This window comes from Cytobacillus oceanisediminis, from assembly GCF_004366035.1.
Lineage (GTDB): Bacteria > Bacillota > Bacilli > Bacillales > Cytobacillaceae > Cytobacillus > Cytobacillus oceanisediminis_C.
On the sequence record NZ_SOEE01000011.1, the window covers coordinates 15,573 to 33,712 of the forward strand.

18 protein-coding genes are annotated in these 18,140 nt (G+C 37.0%); 3 read left to right on the forward strand and 15 right to left on the reverse strand.

Annotated elements, in window-relative coordinates; genetic code table 11:
- Positions 1-2 precede the first annotated feature (2 nt).
- From DFO72_RS23520 to DFO72_RS23550, 7 genes are all read right to left on the reverse strand, one after another.
- Positions 3-4,088, reverse strand: a complete 4,086-nt coding sequence (locus DFO72_RS23520; protein ID WP_113885107.1) for a hypothetical protein — start codon at positions 4,086-4,088, stop codon at positions 3-5.
- Between the two features lie 16 nt (positions 4,089-4,104).
- On the reverse strand, positions 4,105-6,210 hold the full coding sequence (locus DFO72_RS23525) for a VirB4 family type IV secretion system protein (RefSeq protein ID WP_113885108.1): 2,106 nt from the start codon (positions 6,208-6,210) through the stop codon (positions 4,105-4,107).
- On the reverse strand, positions 6,149-7,069 hold the full coding sequence (locus DFO72_RS23530) for a hypothetical protein (RefSeq protein WP_113885109.1): 921 nt from the start codon (positions 7,067-7,069) through the stop codon (positions 6,149-6,151). Before DFO72_RS23530 ends, DFO72_RS23525 begins: the two co-directional genes overlap by 62 nt.
- Entirely contained in the window at positions 7,069-7,410 is a 342-nt protein-coding gene (locus DFO72_RS23535; protein WP_113885110.1) for a PrgI family mobile element protein, read from the reverse strand. Before DFO72_RS23535 ends, DFO72_RS23530 begins: the two co-directional genes overlap by 1 nt.
- A gap of 73 nt (positions 7,411-7,483) precedes the next feature.
- Positions 7,484-7,855, reverse strand: a complete 372-nt coding sequence (locus DFO72_RS23540) for a pilin (RefSeq protein ID WP_113885111.1) — start codon at positions 7,853-7,855, stop codon at positions 7,484-7,486.
- A gap of 215 nt (positions 7,856-8,070) precedes the next feature.
- Entirely contained in the window at positions 8,071-8,670 is a 600-nt protein-coding gene (locus tag DFO72_RS23545) for a hypothetical protein (RefSeq protein WP_113885112.1), read from the reverse strand.
- Positions 8,667-9,092 (reverse strand): hypothetical protein, encoded by a 426-nt coding sequence (locus DFO72_RS23550; protein WP_019380475.1) that lies wholly within the window; start codon positions 9,090-9,092, stop codon positions 8,667-8,669. Before DFO72_RS23550 ends, DFO72_RS23545 begins: the two co-directional genes overlap by 4 nt.
- A 408-nt stretch (positions 9,093-9,500) precedes the next feature.
- Between DFO72_RS23550 and DFO72_RS23555 the strand changes: the two genes are divergently transcribed.
- Positions 9,501-9,779, forward strand: a complete 279-nt coding sequence (locus DFO72_RS23555; protein WP_113885113.1) for an HU family DNA-binding protein — start codon at positions 9,501-9,503, stop codon at positions 9,777-9,779.
- A gap of 44 nt (positions 9,780-9,823) precedes the next feature.
- On the opposite strand, the gene DFO72_RS23560 is transcribed toward DFO72_RS23555, so the two are convergent.
- Both DFO72_RS23560 and DFO72_RS23565 read right to left on the reverse strand, forming a co-directional pair.
- Positions 9,824-10,183 carry a hypothetical protein gene (locus DFO72_RS23560; RefSeq protein ID WP_113885114.1) on the reverse strand — a complete coding sequence of 120 codons (360 nt, stop codon included), beginning with the start codon at positions 10,181-10,183 and terminating at the stop codon, positions 9,824-9,826.
- Positions 10,184-10,185: 2 nt separating this feature from the next.
- Entirely contained in the window at positions 10,186-10,515 is a 330-nt protein-coding gene (locus tag DFO72_RS23565; RefSeq protein ID WP_113885115.1) for a YolD-like family protein, read from the reverse strand.
- A gap of 107 nt (positions 10,516-10,622) precedes the next feature.
- Here DFO72_RS23565 and DFO72_RS23570 point away from each other — a divergent pair, with 107 nt between their 5' ends.
- Complete coding sequence (locus tag DFO72_RS23570) at positions 10,623-10,847, forward strand: hypothetical protein (protein WP_113885116.1); 225 nt, start codon at positions 10,623-10,625, stop codon at positions 10,845-10,847.
- Positions 10,848-10,935: 88 nt separating this feature from the next.
- On the opposite strand, the gene DFO72_RS29780 is transcribed toward DFO72_RS23570, so the two are convergent.
- From DFO72_RS29780 to DFO72_RS23600, 6 genes are all read right to left on the reverse strand, one after another.
- Positions 10,936-11,223: a DUF3854 domain-containing protein gene (locus tag DFO72_RS29780; RefSeq protein WP_208326896.1), complete on the reverse strand. Its 288-nt coding sequence runs from the start codon at positions 11,221-11,223 to the stop codon at positions 10,936-10,938.
- A gap of 396 nt (positions 11,224-11,619) precedes the next feature.
- Positions 11,620-13,497, reverse strand: coding sequence for a group II intron reverse transcriptase/maturase (gene ltrA / locus DFO72_RS23580; protein ID WP_181782411.1), 1,878 nt, complete (start codon positions 13,495-13,497; stop codon positions 11,620-11,622).
- A 638-nt stretch (positions 13,498-14,135) separates the two neighbouring features.
- Positions 14,136-14,861, reverse strand: coding sequence for a hypothetical protein (locus DFO72_RS23585; protein ID WP_113885117.1), 726 nt, complete (start codon positions 14,859-14,861; stop codon positions 14,136-14,138).
- A gap of 123 nt (positions 14,862-14,984) precedes the next feature.
- Positions 14,985-15,278, reverse strand: coding sequence for a DUF4258 domain-containing protein (locus DFO72_RS23590; RefSeq protein WP_113885118.1), 294 nt, complete (start codon positions 15,276-15,278; stop codon positions 14,985-14,987).
- A gap of 182 nt (positions 15,279-15,460) precedes the next feature.
- A complete protein-coding gene (locus tag DFO72_RS23595) occupies positions 15,461-16,942 on the reverse strand; it encodes a hypothetical protein (protein ID WP_113885119.1) in 1,482 nt (493 codons plus the stop codon).
- Positions 16,914-17,159 (reverse strand): helix-turn-helix domain-containing protein, encoded by a 246-nt coding sequence (locus DFO72_RS23600; RefSeq protein ID WP_009336117.1) that lies wholly within the window; start codon positions 17,157-17,159, stop codon positions 16,914-16,916. Before DFO72_RS23600 ends, DFO72_RS23595 begins: the two co-directional genes overlap by 29 nt.
- Positions 17,160-17,609: 450 nt before the next feature.
- On the opposite strand from DFO72_RS23600, the gene DFO72_RS23605 reads away from it, so the two are divergent.
- A complete protein-coding gene (locus tag DFO72_RS23605; protein WP_243856253.1) occupies positions 17,610-17,951 on the forward strand; it encodes a Rad52/Rad22 family DNA repair protein in 342 nt (113 codons plus the stop codon).
- Positions 17,952-18,140: the final 189 nt, after the last annotated feature.

The following is an 18,140-nucleotide window of genomic DNA, read 5'->3' on the forward strand; positions in this document are numbered from 1 at the left end:
GATCACCTCAAGCCTTCCACAAATGCTTTATTTCTGAACTTGTCATTCTGTTTTCTCATCATATTTCGTTTGTTAGCTGGACGATAAGCGACTAAATCCTCTGGTTTTAATGAAGTAGTATAACCATCAGGATTATTTGGAATCAGCTTATTATTTCTCATCTCACAGGTGATCTTTTGAGTTTCATCTGGGCTAATTCTTGTATCACCCGGTCCATAAGGAGAAATGCGGTAGGTTTGTCCATTCTTTACTCCTTGAAGGTAGCTTCGATTTCTGTCAACAATCATTTCAATGTTGGACATTTCACTCATTGCATTCTTTAAATAATACTGTCCGCTATCTACCAATTGGTTATAGCTTTGTACTTCTTTTACAACCCTTGGAGTTTTAGGTGTGTTCCTATTAGCTACCAGTCTATTAGGGTTAACATTTATTGTGCGGTTTAAATTAACCCTCCCTCCTCCACTGTCTTCTTGGTAGACATTAGAAGTTGGAGTGAGTTGGCCATCTTGAATTGATAAATCTTGATAAAGGGTTTCTCCCTTTTTTAAAGAAGAATCACCCGAGCCAATACGAGAAACTGTTTGAAGCTGTCCCGATTTCGTTCTTACTTGAAGGACTGTTTGACCCTTAGTAGTAACCATTCGAACTGCTCCAGATGCAAGTGTTTTTTGGCCATCATCCCCAATTATAGTTTGAGCCATTTGTTCTATCTCAGATATTTCAGCAACATCCGGAGATATTTGATTAACAGCGTTGTTATATGGATTCCATCCTTTTAAGCTAAATGCTTTAGTTACTTGTGTTCCTCCAGCTGCATAATTCGCTCCGGCTTTATAACCCTTTACTCCTCCCAAGATACCTACTGAATAAGCAACAGTGTTTCTAAAACCGGCTTGTTTACCGACCACATTTTGAGCAACATGATTATCTGCTGCACTCCAAGCATTCTTTAATCCAATTCCCACAGAATCTGCTGCTGCAGTGACTGGATTTTGTACAGGATTTCTATTTTCCCATGCCGTTTTTGTATCTGTTACTAATGCTGTTCCGAATGCCCCCATCTTAGTATCATTCAGAAATTGGCCAACAGCTTTCGGACCAGAAATAATACCCGTACTTTCAATGACTCCACTAGCAACACCTGCACCTAAAGCAGATGCTCCTCTAACGAAACTACCTCCTCCGATTAACCGATGGTCTAAAGGTATATGTCTAGGGAGTCCGCTTACAGGATTGGCTAACGCGTTTAAGTTCTTTTGAAATTGAGATGGTGCATGTGATGCGTTCCATTCTTGAACAGCTTCTTGTCTAGTGGTCTCAGGGTTACTACTAATATGCTGTTCAACAAAAGCGTCCCTTTGCTTGTTTGTTTGCATTGAAGCTAATTGATTACGCAAGAATGGTGTATTTACCGACTTACCTGAATACAGTGAAGCATTTCTTACGGCACTTGTAGCTCCACGAACAGCGAGGACACTAGCGCTTTGACCCGCTCCAATCACGGAACCCACTTCATTCCCAACCTCATTAACAAAGTCGTCCTTATTAATGTAAGAATTGGTACTAGAAGGGACATATCCTAATTTAGAAGCTGCCTTACTAGCAATCTGACTAATTGTGCTTCTTTTACCAGCAACCGCATTTTGCCAAGCAACTTCCCGATTTTGGTTATGGGTTTGAATAGTATCTGAACTTGCATCTGCAGGCAATGGGTTGGACATATCATAGTTCTTCATAAAGGATTCACGATTATTTTTAGCCCACTTGCTTGTCAAATTGCTTACAGTTGCACCGATTAATTCAGAACCCTGAGCTTGTCCCACTTTAACTCCATTAGTCGCAGCTTTGACTGCTTGAATACTTTCAGGATTATTAAAACCGGTAATGGAACTGACTTTATTTCCAAGCTGATTTACAAACTCTTCTTTATTAATAGAGGATGAATCAACTGGAGATCCATTCCCCAGTTTGGAGGCAACCGAAATGGCAGCATTTTTAATAGCATTTTGCTTTTGCCCAAGTGCTTGATTCCAAGCTGCTTCCTTTGATTGTTGATGAAGTGTTCTTTCTTCTGCTGATGCATTTGCTGGCATAGGATTTTCTTTATCATAATTACTCATAAATGCTTCTTTATTTTTACTGGCCCACTCTTTTGTTAGGCCACCAACAGAAGTGTTTATCAAATCTGTAGCTTTTGCACGATTTAAGTTAACGCTATTGATTGCATCCTTAACGGCACCTAAACTTTCTTGTTTACCATTCATGCCAAGAACGGTACCTACTTGATTACCTACCTCACTAATAAAGTCATCCTTATTAATGTAAGATTGGCCATCTAACTTCCCAAATCCGAGTTTAGAAGCTGCTGCCAAGGCTACACCATTTATGGCATTTCTCTTTTCAGATATCTTCTGATTCCAGGCTTCATTTTTATTCTGATTATGTTTAATTTTTTCAGCTTCTGTAGCATTTGCTGGCAACGGATGAGCGGCATCATAATTTTGTTTAAAGGTATCTTCATTGTTTATTGCCCAATCATTAGTCAGATTATTTACGGTGGAATCTACTAAGTCTGAAGCTTTTGCAAGTTTCCCATTATGTGCTTTAAGTCCTTTTACTGTGGACCTTGCTTTTTCGAGAAATTCACTTTGCTTAGACGCAACTTGTTTATCCCACATTTGATTGATTTCGCGATCAGTGGCATCAGGGAAACGCTCTTTAATATCTTTTAGAAATGCATCTTTATTTTCACCAGCCCATTGAGAGGTTTCTTTATCAGCAAGGGTATTAGCTAATTTTTCATCTGCATGAGCTTCAGCATTTTTTAAACCATCAAACTTGTTTTTCCCCGCCTTAAAACCAGCTTTAGCTCTGTCTGCCAATAATTCTGCACCTGCCATACCCGCTCTTCCCGCTACTCCACCGATTGCACCACCAGCACTAAAACCTAAAGTTGAGCCAGCAATTGAACCGATAGGACCCATCGGTGAACCAGCAATAGCTCCGGCGGCTCCAAAGACAGCTTTACCGCCTTTTGAAAAAATTTCTCCAGCTTTTAGCATTCTTTCTGCTCTTGAGGTAGAACCTATGTCTGTTCCAGCTCCTGCAAGGAGACCTTTTGCACCGTCTTCTTCAGCACCATCTTTTCCGCCTTTAGCATTTTTAGCTACCCGGCCAGCAGCACTTCTTAATGATTGAGCGACAGATTGTCCACTTAATGCCCCTTTAACTGCACCAGCAACACCCATTAGTGCAGAACCACCCATCATGGCTGCCGTTTTACTTAACCGGTCATTCATCTGTCCTCCTAAACCTAAAAGAGATCTGATTGATTCCGTAACAGGAATAAAGATGATGTAAAGTAAAATACTTCCGATACCAGGATTAGCACCAGCAATTGCAGCAATTACCCAATATACCCCGGCATGAACGGATTGAATAAATACAGTTCCTGCATATTCTTTAAACAATCCAGCGGTAATACCTTTCGTTTGCGGAATAAGGTAAAGAGCCACTGCCAAAGGCGACATTATGGTTAAAATCATTAGTGTAAGGGTACGCATCATATAATAGAAGTTTGCCCATAGTGAAAGTCCAAGAAGTACCAATCCTATTATTAATCCCCCTAGAACACCTTGCTTTAGAAATGTAGTAGCCTGTTTAGCAATATCTCCATCCATGACTTCTTTTGCACTTGAGAATGTCGAAACAAACATTTCATTTACGGAGTACATAATTTCAAAAATTGTGCTCAAGTTAAAAAACAATATAGCTACAAGAATAAAGTCTTTAAAATATTCAAATGTATAGGTCCTGTTAGAAGGATTTATACCGGAAGAGGATATTCTCATACCCGCTAATATAATAGAAACTAAAATGAACCCTACAGATAAGGACTGCATAACAGCCATACCTTGAGCTATAACACCAAATTGATCCTCATTAAAAACACCATAATAGTATTCTTCTTTTCCTGTGTCATAAATGAGCCCCTTAAGAGTGTCTAGATCCTTAAAGGGACCCAATATCCATTCGAGCATCTTCTCAAATAGGGACTCAAATATATCCATAATTTTATCTTGCAAGGACCACCACCCCCTTCTAACGCTGTTCCATGAGTTGTTTTCGCTTCATTTGTTCTTCATAAACTGCTTGGTTTGATTCAATGAAGAATAATTCTTCCTCACTAGGATTTGTTTGTAACCACACGGAGCTTTTTCCCATCCGAAGAATTCCCTCACCTTTATCCGGATTCCCGAATAAGATATTTATTTCACCAGCGCTAAGGTCAAAGTTTTCCTTAATAACTTTCAAATCAATTTTGTTTTGCTGAAGGAATAGATAAGCATGTGTATTTTGTAGAATCCCTCTAGCTTTGTTATTAGTAACAAAGCGTACAAAGTCCTGACTTGCCAATCGAAGACCTGTGTTTCGTTTACGGGCTCTTCGTGCCATTTTTTCAAGGAAACTGACTGTTTGCTCAGAATCGATTAATGTCCAAGCTTCATCGGCATAAACAAATTTCTTTTTTGTTGCGTTATCTAGATTTTTCACAAAATGCTCCCATAAATAATTCAGGATTACATGATAAGCAATTGGGCGTAAAAAGCCTTCCTCCATTTGGCTAATATTAAAATTAACCAACCTTGCATCTTGCAATGATTGGGTAACTCCCTTGCCAAGATATGTTTGTCCATCGAAGATAGGCTTTGAGCCATCCCTTAAGAAGGGGCGAATGGCGGCTATTAATCTTAGAGCTTTTGGCTCTTCCTCATAATGATCTTTTAAGTATTCGAACACATCAGATATAGTCGGTTCCGGTTTCCTTACTTTTGATTGGATCAATTGGTTATCAACTTGAACTACCTCGTTGCTGAATAAGGAGTCCGGATGAGATGTAAGCTTTAACTTTTCATTAAAGATGTATTGAACAGCTTCTTCTAAATAGTTTCTCTCAAAAACATCAAGGCCTCGATATTCCGAATTCTTACCGCGGCAAATAATATCGAAAAAGTCCAGAATGTCGTTCATTTTTTCTCTAAGAGGGACAAAGCGAATAAATTTCTTCCCCTCTTTTTCAATAACTTCTCGTTCATCCGTATCCTCTAATAAATCTAACTCTTCGTCTTGCTCATCCATTGGGACGTCAGTAAAGTTAATAGCGAGCGGATTAATACAAATATCTTCTTCTTCGCTAATGTTTAAATTGATACCACCTAATCGCCTGGTGATTCGAACGAATTCACCTTCTGGGTCTATTAATCTGCTATAGATATTTGCACCAGTTAATTCCCGAGCAATTAAGAGTTTAAGAGTTACTGATTTTCCTGAACCAGATATACCAACTACAAACATGTTATAGTTTTGTGGACGGTACTCTTCATTCCCAAAACTATTGATAAACTCTAATTGGCCAGTAATTTTATTTATTCCTAATGGAATACCTCCCATGTATTTACCGCTGCCACTAATGAAGGGAGCGAAGGTAGATAAAGCACGGCGGTCAATATTACGAAATGAATCCGGAATCTCATTTTTCCCAAAAGGAATAACACTTTTAAAACCTTTTTTGACTCTGCCCCAGGTCGAGACTAAAGAGAAGAATTGACTGCTCATTTCATCCTCGATGGCTTCACTGTACCTATTTAGTTCCTTCTCGCTTTGGCCATATAAAACCCCTAACGAACTAACGTTATACATGTCATTCTCGGAGAACTGTATTTCGCTCATAAGTAAGTCTGTGTCTCGAATTTTAGATTCCAAATCATTAATTTGATCAATGTTTCCTCTTTTAGTCTGAAAGGTTAAGTTCGACTGGAGCATTGTAATTTGCCGCTGCAAGGTTCTAATGGCATCTGATTTTCCTACTTTATGTACATCAATTAGAACGTCTACTTCTCCACTTGAAGAAAGATTGTAGAGCCAATTAGTCTGCATTTTTCTGGGATAGCCGTCTCTTGGAATATAAATTGGACGAAAATACGTTTTGGTTCCTAGTGATTGCTTTATTATTCCAAAGTCTTCACTATTAATTTTTAAGCCTTCAGGGGAAATAATGTCCCACATTGTAGGCTTAGTCTCCATTTGATGATCTGAGATCGCTTCATCCTTACCGGACTGTTTTTTCTTTTTAACCTTACTTTCTTTAACTTGCTTGGCTTTCTTCTGTTCGCTCTTCTTTTCGCTGTTCTTCTTGGTTAATTTCATTCTCTTCAATAGCCTCCTTAACCGCTTCAATATGTTCATCAGACTGCTCAGCTGTTACGTACAATGCATTTTTTTCTGTTTCTACTAAATCTTTGAAACGATTTTTTACAGCTTTTCGACGATTAAAAGTGTGATAAAGCAATTCATAAATCCCTTCTGTAGGAAGAAGAGAAACACTCATTTCCGCTCTCCTTAATTGTGATTTAGCGGCATTCAATCTCCTCATTAATTCAGCAAATGATTTCTCAACAAGTTTTTCTTCTAATTCTTCAGCTGAATCAGCTGAAATGTCCTTTGCGTTGATTTTATGAGTAAAGATGAGATATCTCTTTGTTTCATAACGTGGTGTTTGTGATTGCCAATTTTGTAAGTCATCAATCATTGATTGGCCAAAACTTAATGCTGCTTCATTAAGGTCTTCTGAATTTCTCATGCTCTCTTTCATTTGCTGGACCGGTTCAGAAATATCTATAAAGCGATTTTGCAGGTAAAACTGTACAGGGTAATTAATGGCAGCTAACCAACTTTCAAAAACCATATCGATCGCTTCTTGTTCATCTTGGCTCTTAAGGAAGTAATTGACCGGCTCAACTTCAGCTATCATGGTAAAGGAATTATCATTGAACCTAATCATATGGTTTGATATGTCCTTTACTTCATCAAACAACTCTTGAAAAAGCTTTGGCTCATCTTCAATTGAAACCTCATGCTTTTTCTTTTTTTGTTTCTTTTTATTTGAGGGGGTCTCAGATTCATAAACTTTTTTCTCTTTCCAAGGGAGAATGGGCTCCTTCAACATCATTTTGTAAAATACATAAGCAACAACCCCGAAGATTGCCATTACGATAAGTTCAATCATTAATTAGTCACCTTCCAATTTATAGAACGGCTGCCTTTCCGCCAAATGCCTATCTGTTTTCCGTAATTAAGCTTAATTAGAAAATAGTGGTCAAAATTTAGATGAAGTTTTGTTTTTTTCCAAAAACCAAATATGAAAATAAACACCAGTGTGGGAATTGCTGAAATAAGAGCAGCTATCCCACCGACGATAAAGTGCGGGAATATGTTAAAGACTATGGGGATATAGGTATATAAAATGGCCCCGCCAATGATGAGGTAGATAAGTTGCCTTATAGAGATAAAGCCTAATATTGTTTTTTGTTCAGAGGACATATCAATTGGAACAGTTTCTTTTCTCAAATGAGCACCTTCTTTAAAAATCTACCCCTCTAATAATTTAGAGGGGTATGAGTTTTTCTATTTGAATTTCTAATTAAGATCCGAATCCAGCAAACCAACCAGCAATAGTCGTTGCTTTAACAATAATGAAAATTCCAAGTCCAGCCATTAAGATTCCTATAAAGCCCTGCGTTCGGGCCTGTGGATTTCCGCCCTGAGCAGATGATAGTCTCATACCCGCGAATAATAGGCATCCAATAACCCAGAAGCCACCTACAGCTGTAATAAAGTAAACAATGTTAGCAAGATCGGTATAAATTTTACTGTTTTTCAAATCTCCTTGAGGAGAAATACCGGATTTCTTCCATGCTGCTAAGGCTTCCTCAGGAGAGAAAAGAAGTAAAGAAAAGGCAAATACTGCAGTTAACGCTACAAATGGAAATAATTTTTTCATAGACTTTTTCATGGTTCCACCTCCTTCGAGGAACAAAAAAAGCCCCGAAGAAGCTAAGAGCTGCAGATACGTATCTACTCTTAGTTCTTCGGGGCTTTCCCGTTGGTTTAAATTTGTATATCATCATAATAATGTAAATATTGGATATGGTCAACCCTTTATTCCTGTTTTTTGAAGGGTCTATAGCTCCATAAATTCCTAAATTATGGTACCAACTTTAATAAGGATTATAAGTTTCTATAACGAGCAACAATATTTTCTATTACGTTGGTTAAATTTCCAGTTCTATATTTCTGTATAAAGTCGCTATAAAGAATTCTTAGCACTTGGTTAACTGTAAATGATTTGTTTTCCCCTAATTCTGCTATATCACTTAACATTACTTCCAGTCGTAAGGCTTCTTTTCTTCTGATCGTACATTCAAATATACGCTCTTTTCCTTTAGATGTATTACGGTTATATGTTTTATTCCCACCTTCATAGCTATTCACCTTTAACGAATGTTCACTCCTTATATCTAATTCATGATAAAGATCATATGGATTGTTTCGTTGTTTTGCTTGATACAAAAAATCGTCAAGTAGTAAACTTATTAGATCTCTTTGCGTGAATTTACACTCCATGGCTTCAGATACATCATTGCAAAATAGTTCTCCCCTTAAGTATTCAGATGCAGGCACGGAAAAAGAGTATTGAAGCTCTTGAGATTTATATAAGCTTCTACCCAGATTAAAAATTAACTTATCAATCAATCCACTTGGTTGATAAGTTAAATCGTCAAGTTCTTCTTCATATATTTCAAATTGACCATATCTGGTTTTATTCATAACAATAACCTTCTTTCAATGGTTAGCATGAAACTTATAATCCTGTAGGCCGCCTCTTTTAGACTACAATCCCATTTAACTTTATAATCAAAAAGCTGATCATGGTAATGAACTTCAAGTTTTGCAGGATAAGGTTTCCCTTTTGGATTGTAATAACAGGGAGGAAAATGATGCTCTTCCTTGAGTGCCTTCTTGATTAACAAAGTGCAATAAGGAGTCGGTTCCAGGCCACGCATTTTAGCAAGCCTTTTAATTAATACCCTCTCTTCGTCATTGAATGGTATCTTCACATCTTTCTTTTTATCGCATCTTTCTTTTCTGCCCTCAGCCTTCGTTACAGGCTTTTTCCGAACATTAGGTGTATGAGTTACGGATAGCTTGTTTTTATTTTTGTTATCAAAAATTGGATTGATTGCTTTCAATATACTCCCCCCTCTTCTAAAAGAGCCCCTCTCTCCTCTTTTATCCCAGTGTCAAAATGTTAAATAGTTATATTGTTAATCTATTCATCTAGTGGAGAGTATAGTACGTTTAGAATTTATTAATTTGGACAAACTAAAAATTAACGAACGAAATAAGAGGGCAGGTGGGGAATATATGGCTTCTAAAAAGGATAAAAAAACATTGCTGAAGGAATTAGGGAAGGCAGCAAAAAAATCTAAAGCTGTGACGAAAGTAAAAGTGAAGTGATTTTAGCAGATTTTAAACCCAAGCTGGGAAAGTAGTAAAATATGAAGAGATTATTTTTCTTGAATATAAACAAGCTTATATGCTATTACTTATAATGCAACACAAATTGATGATTCCAAATTTTTCTAGAGGTGACCAAAATGAATAAAACAGAACTTGTAAATGCAGTTGCTGAACGTAGTGAGCTTTCCAAAAAGGATGCTTCAAAAGTTGTTGATGCAGTATTTGAATCAGTTACTAATGTATTAAAAGAAGGGAAAAAAGCCCAATTTTTAGGTTTTGGCAACTTTGAGGTTCGTGAAAGAGCCGCTCGTAAAGGGCGTAATCCGCAAACTGGTGAAGAAATTGAAATTGCTGCGAGTAAAGTACCAGCATTTTCTCCAGGTAAAGCACTGAAAGATGCAGTGAAAAACAGTTAAATAACTGGTTCTATATGTAGTAAAGCCCTTCTTAAGGGCTTTTACTATTTAAATCGCTTATACAGGTAAAACTCCATTAGTTCTTGGACCCTATTTCGAATTCTTGGATTAAAATAATTATGTTTTTCCTCATAGCCTTTGTAAATAAATAAAAACATCGTGAAAGCCTCATCCCAGGTGATTTCTTCAACCTTCATTTGACCTTTCCTCATTGCATCTTTAGTTTTTTTTAGATCATATTGAACGGCCGTTATCGTCTCATCAATAAGTTCCAAGTATGGTTGTTTAAGTTTGAAGGAACCTTTATCAAATAATATTCGATCCATTTCGAGAATGGTAAGGAGCATCGGGAGATACATAGCTTGCTCTAAAATATCCCGGTCTTTTTCTGGAATCCTGGTCATTTTTATAACCTCTCAACAGCCGTAATTTCGTGAATAGATATCCTTAATAACTCACCATTTGATTCTAAGAGTAAATATTTCATTAGCAAATCCACTTTATCGACGATTCCGGTTCTAAACATAAAAAACCCGTCTTTCCAAATCGTCACTTTAATTGGGATGGTACACTTTAAAGATTCCATGACAATATATCCAATTTCCTCAAATTCATGTTCATCCAACTGAGGCTTTTTTTGCTTTTTGTCGTCGATTGTTATTCGATTAAGCATGGCCCTATGCTCTGGCATAAAATGAGCTGGCTGCCATTTAATTTTTCCTCTGTCGCGGATCATCTATTCTCATCTCCTTATATCAATAATTATACAAACATTTGTTCTTAAATCAACTTGAAAACGAACATTAGTTCCCTTATTTTTATGTAAAAAGGAGCTGATAATACATGAAATGCTTGTTTAATTTCTCAAGGGAAAATAAAATTCCGATTGATCTAATTTATATAAACGATGCAGGGAAACTCACACATAGGGCAGTTGTAAGGAGTTTTACTAGCGAAGTAGTTCTTACATTGGATGTTGGGAAACAGCAATTTCGGACTTTTAAACGTGCAAATATTTTATCTGCTGCCAAACAACGAGGGGGATGGAAAGTCGCCAATGACATCTAATCTTGCTTGTTTATTATGTGATGTAAAAAAGAAAAGTCCCTTGAGAACTCTACTCAAAGGACTTTCATAACACTAAAATTATATTATCTTAGAATAATTTTTTAATGTGTGGTAAGCGGTTTTTGATAAACAAATCATCAATCCCCTTGGCTTCATCTTCATTCCATAAAACAAGGTTTGCTCTATAGCCTTCTTCTTTTAGACCTTTCGCACATTCCATCAAGTGTTTCTTTACATACACATTGGAAACAGCATCAGCATCAAAGCAAATATTTACTTGTTCCGCACCCATTTCCTTTAATACAGGAAGGGCTAGGCGCCATGCTCCGGCTCCTGGAAGGGCTAAGAAGATATCACCTATATCCTCAATTTCCATTGGATCATATAGTTTCCCAATACAATCTGATGCTATGTCGCATTTTAAAGGACCTTCAGATAACCATACAGTTCTTGCTTTTAGACTAACCCCTTCTTTCCATTCCTTTAACTTAGAAGTAGGTACTGCAACATGAATGGGGGCTGGATTACCTGAACCTGTTCCTTCTGGTTTCTTTGCTGAACTAAATGTGTGGCATCTCAATCCGTAACGATTGAGGTAGCCACTGCCCATTTCGGGTACGATAGGTAAACCTTTGAAGTAATCTCTGGCTTTTCCCCCGTCTCACACGGTACGTGCGACTTTCACCGCATACCGCGTTCCATCGAAATACTTCTAATATGGACTAATGCATCAAAGCTACTCACTCTCAAAATCCATTAAAGGCTTTATTTGTTAGGCGACTATGGGTTGTAGTTTCAGCAGTTTTCTCAAAACATTGATTTTATCAATTTGTTTTAAGGAAAGGTTCTCTAAGTTTATATATCGTTTTATCGTTTCCTCCTTTGTTGCGTGAATCAAAGTGTGAACGAAGTTGGATACAATAATAAGGTTGCTATATTTATCAGTTCCACCTGAGTTTCTAGGCTTCTTGTGATGAGTATGCATCCTACCGATAGTTAGAGGTTGACCGCTAATTGCACATTTACCATTTTGCGCTACGAACAGTGATATACGGTTATCGTTAAATTCAACTGACTCATTTATTACAGGATTTTTCAGAAGATAGACAAGCATTTCACTATCCACTGCTTTCAGACTGTTATGGATAGCTGCTCTTCCCTCTTTAGTAAAGTTATTGATATCTTTTTTAAAGTTTTTAGGTATTTCTAATTTAATACCTGCAATTGGAAAGATAGGCTTACCATCAATAAATATCTTCTTGAATTTATATTGTCCGTATAACTTATTGTACGTTTTGCTTTCAGTCCCAACATTAGAGCTTTGGCTTTTTAATCTATTGTGTATGACCTTAGAGAGCACAAAATTCATTCTTACAAAGGTGATGTTTACTCTTGTTGCTGCTTTGTAGTAATTGTGATATCCCCTTATTTTCGAATTCATTCTGTCTACTTCTAATTTCTTATGCTCTTTTGAGTATTGGATTGTTTTGATGGACTTTTTAAGGTTTATCTTCATTTTCCGAACTGCCTTATCCGATACGTCACTGATAGATGCGTATCCATGCCTTGTATTTGCTCTAGGAGTTACCTTGAGTTTAAATCCAAGGAATTCAGTATAGTTCTTACGAAGATTAGTAATTTTAGATTTCTTATTACTTACCTCAAGTCCTAACCTTTCTTTCAACCACATTTTGGTTGCAGAAAACATTCGCTTTGCAACATTAATGTCTCTACAGAAGATTTTAAAATCATCAGCGTACCTTACAATGAAAACTTCTTTTAACCTAGTTTTCTTTAATTCTCTATCCTGTTTGCCCTTATTTGAGTAGGTTTTCTTAGATTGAAATGTTTCCCATTGGGAGCTGATCCACCAATCTAATTCATTCAGCACAATGTTGGATAGGAGCGGAGAAATGATTCCACCTTGCGGGGTTCCTTTATCCATTCTCCCTTCGCCAATAATATTGGCTTTTAACATTTTGCTTATTACTGAAATAAGGTTTTTGTCCCTAATCCCTATGTTCCATATCTGTCTAAGTAATTTTCCATGATTGATGTTATCAAAGAAACCCTTAATGTCGATATCAACTACGTAGTGCAGACCATTTGTATTCATAAGATGTTGTGTTCTGGCGATTGCATGGTGAGCTGAGCGAGTGGGCCTAAATCCATAACTGTGTTTGTGGAATTTAGCTTCGCATATTGGTTCGAGAATTTGCAGGATACATTGCTGGATGATTCTGTCTTCAATTGTAGGGATACCCAAAGGTCTGCGTTCTTCACTGAAGTCTTTAGGTATATAAACCCTCTTTATAGAGTGCGGTTGGAAGTTTTGAAGTCTTTTTCTAACATAAGATACCAGTTCATCAATGTTTTTATCAGCTATATTGATGATGTTAGTTTTATTGACTCCTTTAGTAAGGCTTCCACCATTACGTTTTATGTTTCTATAAGCAAGCCTGACATTTTCCCTTGACGTTATCAAAGACATTATATCGCTTGTTTCACGATTGTTTAGGCTGTCTTGGTAAAGTTGGTCAAGCGTAGCTTGCATATCATAAAACTCATTGTGCCTGAGCCTCTTCTTTTTGAGATTTAGTGCCAATTGGTCAGCATCCCCCTTAGTGGAGTTTTGCTTCTCCTTAGTCATACTCGAACCCAATAAATTTGATATATTGTCCTCTTTAGTAATTAGTATTCCGACTCGGGGCTATCCCTCTACTATGTTTCCATAGCTTCAACGGTACTGTGCCCCTACTCTCACAACGATAAATGCACTTCGGTTATTAAGATAACCTTATAGCAACCTTCCCGCTTACAGACGTTTAATAGAAGTTCATTGCTTTCGACGTTCCGAAACATTTAGCTATCATATCGTTCCTTAGATGGTGACTTTGAGCCTGTAAATTATATATCCTCATTGTTGGATATCCCGAATTTCATATCTGGCAATCTTACTTTTCGGTAATTCACCTTCCACTTGGAAGCTACACAGTTTCCTGTGCATCTATTTTTAGACCCGTACATTCGCCACTTTGTCAGTGCATCTTTAGCACATTCTCATCATAAAACGCTTTTTCAGCCCCCCGGCCTATCACTAACCATATCCACTCTTGGACTTAGCTTAGTTTCAGCCGACTTCACCTAGCTTCAGACCCCATCAACTCTGTAAAGTTGAGGCGCATGTAGGAGTATTAGGGTGTAGTTTCAAGCCAACATGACGGCTATCATTCCTATCATCAATGTTCCAGTTAGAATTAAATAACTTAATTCCTCTCATTTCATGCTTTAAGCACTTGTTGAGAAACGTCTCGCACGCCAGAAATAACGGTTTCCTTTTACTACTCGAACCCATCCTTTAACTTCATTTTCATGTACAATGGTTGTCCATGTTTTGTTAGATTTAATCTCTTCCTCTAAGATGATTTCACCATCAAAAGAGACCTGCACAAGATCTGGTTGCTCTATAATCCGAGCTTTAAGACCAGGGCGATTAACTTTTACTTCAACCACATTTTGAGGATTATCTATTCGGTACTGGAAACCGACAATTTCATTATAGTGATTACGAAAAGGTATTAAAATGCCCTTGCTGCCGGCAATGGTCCAGTACTTTTCTTCTTGTAGAAAAAAACCAGGGATACCTTTAAAATGTTTGATTTCCAAACCTTCTTTCAACATTCTCGCTACCTCCCAAGGCTTATCTGGAAAGCTGCGGTATTGCCTTAGCATAACTTGCTTATCAGCTAGCTGTCTTGAAGGAGAAGTTAAGTGTTTGTAATGTACATCATCAAGTTCTAAGCATTCTATTAATGCACTATAAACAGTATTAAGGACTTTATCTTTTTGCTTGGGATGTCCTACATGAATTTCTTCGATTTCCTCTTTGTTAATCTTTCGCTTATTATTCCCTTTAAGTAGGTGAAGGTAGCTAGGTAAAGCCGAATTTTTCGAAAAATAAGTGTCACTTTCAGTTCGGATACAAGCTACCGCTGAACCATCCACGTGAGCCATACAACCACCTGTCTTACCACAAATTACACATGGGGTCCGATAGTATTCATACCAATCTTTGACTCTAGTTTGCCTCATTAATTTCATAATTCATAACAACCTTTCTTATAGTTCTTAAGCTCTTTACACACAATCCTTAAATCGGAAATGATCAATTGGCGGCATGACTGTTACAAGCTTAAAAATAAAATGCGAATGTTTAGCAATGACCACCACAATCGGGTTATCATCCATATCTCTGCCAGCTATTACAACCTTAGATGGCCCTTGTCTTTCAACGATTTCTCCATTAAATAAAGCTGAAACAATGTCTCCTTTAGAGTACCCACGCTTTTTAAGCCTTTTCTTAGTGTGTGTCCCTATAAAAATTTTTCCGTTCTCAGTCATTAAGCCTTTTTTAATTTCCTTTAAATTCATTTTTTCCACCTCCATTGAATAAAAAAAAGCGGCCAATGGAAAGAAGAGAGAGCATCAAAAAGAAAGCTCTTGCTTCGATCCAAAGACCGCTAAATTGATAAATTACCGCTTATCTCATAAAAGATAGCCAAGAAATAATAAAAGAAAATAGATTACTATCAGTTTAGCACCTACATGAAGAATCAATCAACAGCATCTAATAACTTTCTTCTTAATTTCATCCAGAAGGTTGGTCGGTATATTTTATCAAATTCTTTCCCCACAAACACTCTAGCTATTTTAATAAAAGGCGGTATGAGCTTTTGAGCTGCAATTATGTCAGCAATCAATGGTTTTCTCTCATGGTTGTTTGCCATTACCCTGTCAAACATGGAAGGTAAAGCTGTGATGAGCTCCAAGTCTAATAATTCTGCTACGTCCCTTGGCCGGCTATGAGTACCAGTGCGGCTATGTATCATTTTAACTGGCTTTTTATACTCCTTAATGAGTGTATTGTGTATGAAATTTTTCCATTCTTTAGTTCGGTCAAACTGGTCATCAGCAATTACCCAAATCTCGTCGAGGTATGGAAGTGTATTTAAAGTGGAATCATCCATCTTTCCGGTAGGCAAATCCACTAATACATAAGCATTTTCTTTAACTGAAATAAAAAAATCTAAAATTAGATCCTGGTTTCGATCAATATCAAAATCATTTAATCCTACCGGGAACCATTTGACGCCTTTATAAATCCATAAAGAGTTATTATTGCCATTGTCATTGGAGTAAAGGTTTTCCGTTAGTGAAATCCAATTGTCTGGCTTTGAACCAAACCGGTGTAACATCTTAAACAAGTGAGGATTCTCTTTTGGGATCTCCACAACTGATATAGGAACACCATGTTGCTGAAGGAATATGGCATAATCCACAATGAAGGTTGTGGCCCCTGCTGTTAAAGGTGCCCAAATACCCACAGTCTTTTCTGTACTGAGATTTACACCATTTAATTTTCTACCGAAATCATGAGCCTTTGTAGGTGAAGAAATGTATACTTTCTTCCTCTTTTTTTGTGAAGCTGATGAGTTGTCATGTTTTTGATTAGGTGCTGCCTTTTTAGATTCCGGACTTGGCGTTTTACTTAGGGATTTACTATTGATCTTTTCTGAGTTTTTTTCTAGATCGTTTTCTTTTGGAGGAATTTTAGAGTTTGTATTATCCTTTTCCTTCGAGAATTCTGGAGGTGATTTGTCTATGGCTTTTTCCTGATTATCACTCTTCTTAACGTCATTTTCAGCTGTTTCATTAGCAATTTCTTTCTTTATCGGCTTATCATTGGATGGTTCCATTACTGTTCTATCTATTCCTAAGTGGCCAATAGGTGAATCATAGATGGCCATTCTTGTATCATTTGTACTTCTGCATAGAACTATGTTTTTATTTGTAACGTTTATACTTTTATCATAGTCGATTACAATGAGTTGACCCTCTAATTTAATGGATTCTAAAATATGTTGATCCAGAAAGTCACTTAGAGTGATACATGCTAAAAATGGGTTGCTTATTGCCTCTAAAACTTCCTCCTTGGAAGATAGCTTATGTACATCTACAAAGGGAAGCAATCCTTTAATTGTACTTCTGATTTCTCCATCTTCTTTATCAGAAACTGCTAAATATATCTTTTTCATGAATCTCTTTCTCCCGCTTCAGATAATCGTTAATCCGAACTCTAAGTTGGGGAGAGAATGGTACCTCGCCCCTTTCAATCTGTCCAAGATAACTTGTACTAATTCCCATCCCCTTTGCAAACTGATATTGGGATAAGGCCATTCGTTTTCGGAGAATTAACAATCGTTCTACGTCATCTTCTATTTCAATTTCATTAAATGTATCAACTGTTAGCATTTATTTAACTGTTCTCCCCTCTTTATAGATTCAAATAAAAAAGACCGCTAAACACACCTTTAACAAAAGGCTGTTGAGCGGTCATCGCTTTAAGTAAATTAAATTATAGAAATATTATAGCACATCGGGAAGCATTTTAAAGGGTAAAAACACCCCAATAGCACAATCCTGGAAGTTTATTATTGTTAATTAAATGATAAAATTGTATAATTTTTTCAGGAACTTTTTTTATTTTTTTATTTTTTGGCAGCCATAATTTGGTTAGCGGATACTCTATTAAACTTACAACCTTTGGGTTGATGGAATTCAAGTAAGCATTTTGTGCTTATTTGTAACTATCAAACTCAGAGGTTTTTTTGCATTAATGGAGCAAAAAATAAGTGGTGGAAAAGTTCTAAGAAACTTTAAGGGGCTGTTGTTGTGAAGAAAGATTGTAGCATGGAGGAAGTTATGCAAAAGCTGCAAGCGCCTTTTCCTTCAAAGGATATCGAATGGCGTGTCAGTCGAAGTGGTCAAAGCAATGGTAAAAAATATGCCTTTGTCTTAGCTTATGTCACAAATCGAGCAATTCAAAATCGATTAGATGAAGTATTCGGACCGGCTGGATGGCAAAATGATTTTTCTGATTTTATGCAAGGAGTCCTTTGTACAATCTCATGTTATGTAGATGGCGAATGGATAAAAAAATCAGATGGAGCAAAGCAAACTCAGTTTGAATCATTGAAAGGTGGCCTTTCAAGTGCAATGAAAAGAGCTGCAGTTCAGTGGGGCATTGGAAGATATTTGGTGTGAACTGTTCTCGCACAAAAAGTTGTGGAAACACACTATATAAAAGCGAGGGAACAAAAATGATCCAACTGCATGTTTGACTAACAAGACTTGGAAGTGAGTCTTGCAAGAATATCGTAAATTCTTGAAAAGGTCTAATCCTACGGATAGCAATAATAGATAACCCTATTATTGTTATAAGCCCGTTGAAGT

Excerpts from the sequence above, each read along its gene's own strand:
- DFO72_RS23525 (WP_113885108.1), bottom strand. The coding sequence starts at position 6,210 with ATGAAATTAACCAAGAAGAACAGCGAAAAGAAGAGCGAACAGAAGAAA.
- DFO72_RS23530 (WP_113885109.1), bottom strand. The coding sequence starts at position 7,069 with ATGATTGAACTTATCGTAATGGCAATCTTCGGGGTTGTTGCTTATGTA.
- DFO72_RS23540 (WP_113885111.1), bottom strand. The coding sequence starts at position 7,855 with ATGAAAAAGTCTATGAAAAAATTATTTCCATTTGTAGCGTTAACTGCA.
- DFO72_RS23545 (WP_113885112.1), bottom strand. The coding sequence starts at position 8,670 with ATGAATAAAACCAGATATGGTCAATTTGAAATATATGAAGAAGAACTT.
- DFO72_RS23555 (WP_113885113.1), top strand. The coding sequence starts at position 9,501 with ATGAATAAAACAGAACTTGTAAATGCAGTTGCTGAACGTAGTGAGCTT.
- DFO72_RS23560 (WP_113885114.1), bottom strand. The coding sequence starts at position 10,183 with ATGACCAGGATTCCAGAAAAAGACCGGGATATTTTAGAGCAAGCTATG.
- DFO72_RS23565 (WP_113885115.1), bottom strand. The coding sequence starts at position 10,515 with ATGATCCGCGACAGAGGAAAAATTAAATGGCAGCCAGCTCATTTTATG.
- DFO72_RS23570 (WP_113885116.1), top strand. The coding sequence starts at position 10,623 with ATGAAATGCTTGTTTAATTTCTCAAGGGAAAATAAAATTCCGATTGAT.
- DFO72_RS29780 (WP_208326896.1), bottom strand. The coding sequence starts at position 11,223 with ATGGAAATTGAGGATATAGGTGATATCTTCTTAGCCCTTCCAGGAGCC.
- ltrA (WP_181782411.1), bottom strand. The coding sequence starts at position 13,497 with ATGACTAAGGAGAAGCAAAACTCCACTAAGGGGGATGCTGACCAATTG.
- DFO72_RS23585 (WP_113885117.1), bottom strand. The coding sequence starts at position 14,861 with ATGGCTCACGTGGATGGTTCAGCGGTAGCTTGTATCCGAACTGAAAGT.
- DFO72_RS23590 (WP_113885118.1), bottom strand. The coding sequence starts at position 15,278 with ATGAATTTAAAGGAAATTAAAAAAGGCTTAATGACTGAGAACGGAAAA.
- DFO72_RS23595 (WP_113885119.1), bottom strand. The coding sequence starts at position 16,942 with ATGAAAAAGATATATTTAGCAGTTTCTGATAAAGAAGATGGAGAAATC.
- DFO72_RS23600 (WP_009336117.1), bottom strand. The coding sequence starts at position 17,159 with ATGCTAACAGTTGATACATTTAATGAAATTGAAATAGAAGATGACGTA.
- DFO72_RS23605 (WP_243856253.1), top strand. The coding sequence starts at position 17,610 with ATGCAAAAGCTGCAAGCGCCTTTTCCTTCAAAGGATATCGAATGGCGT.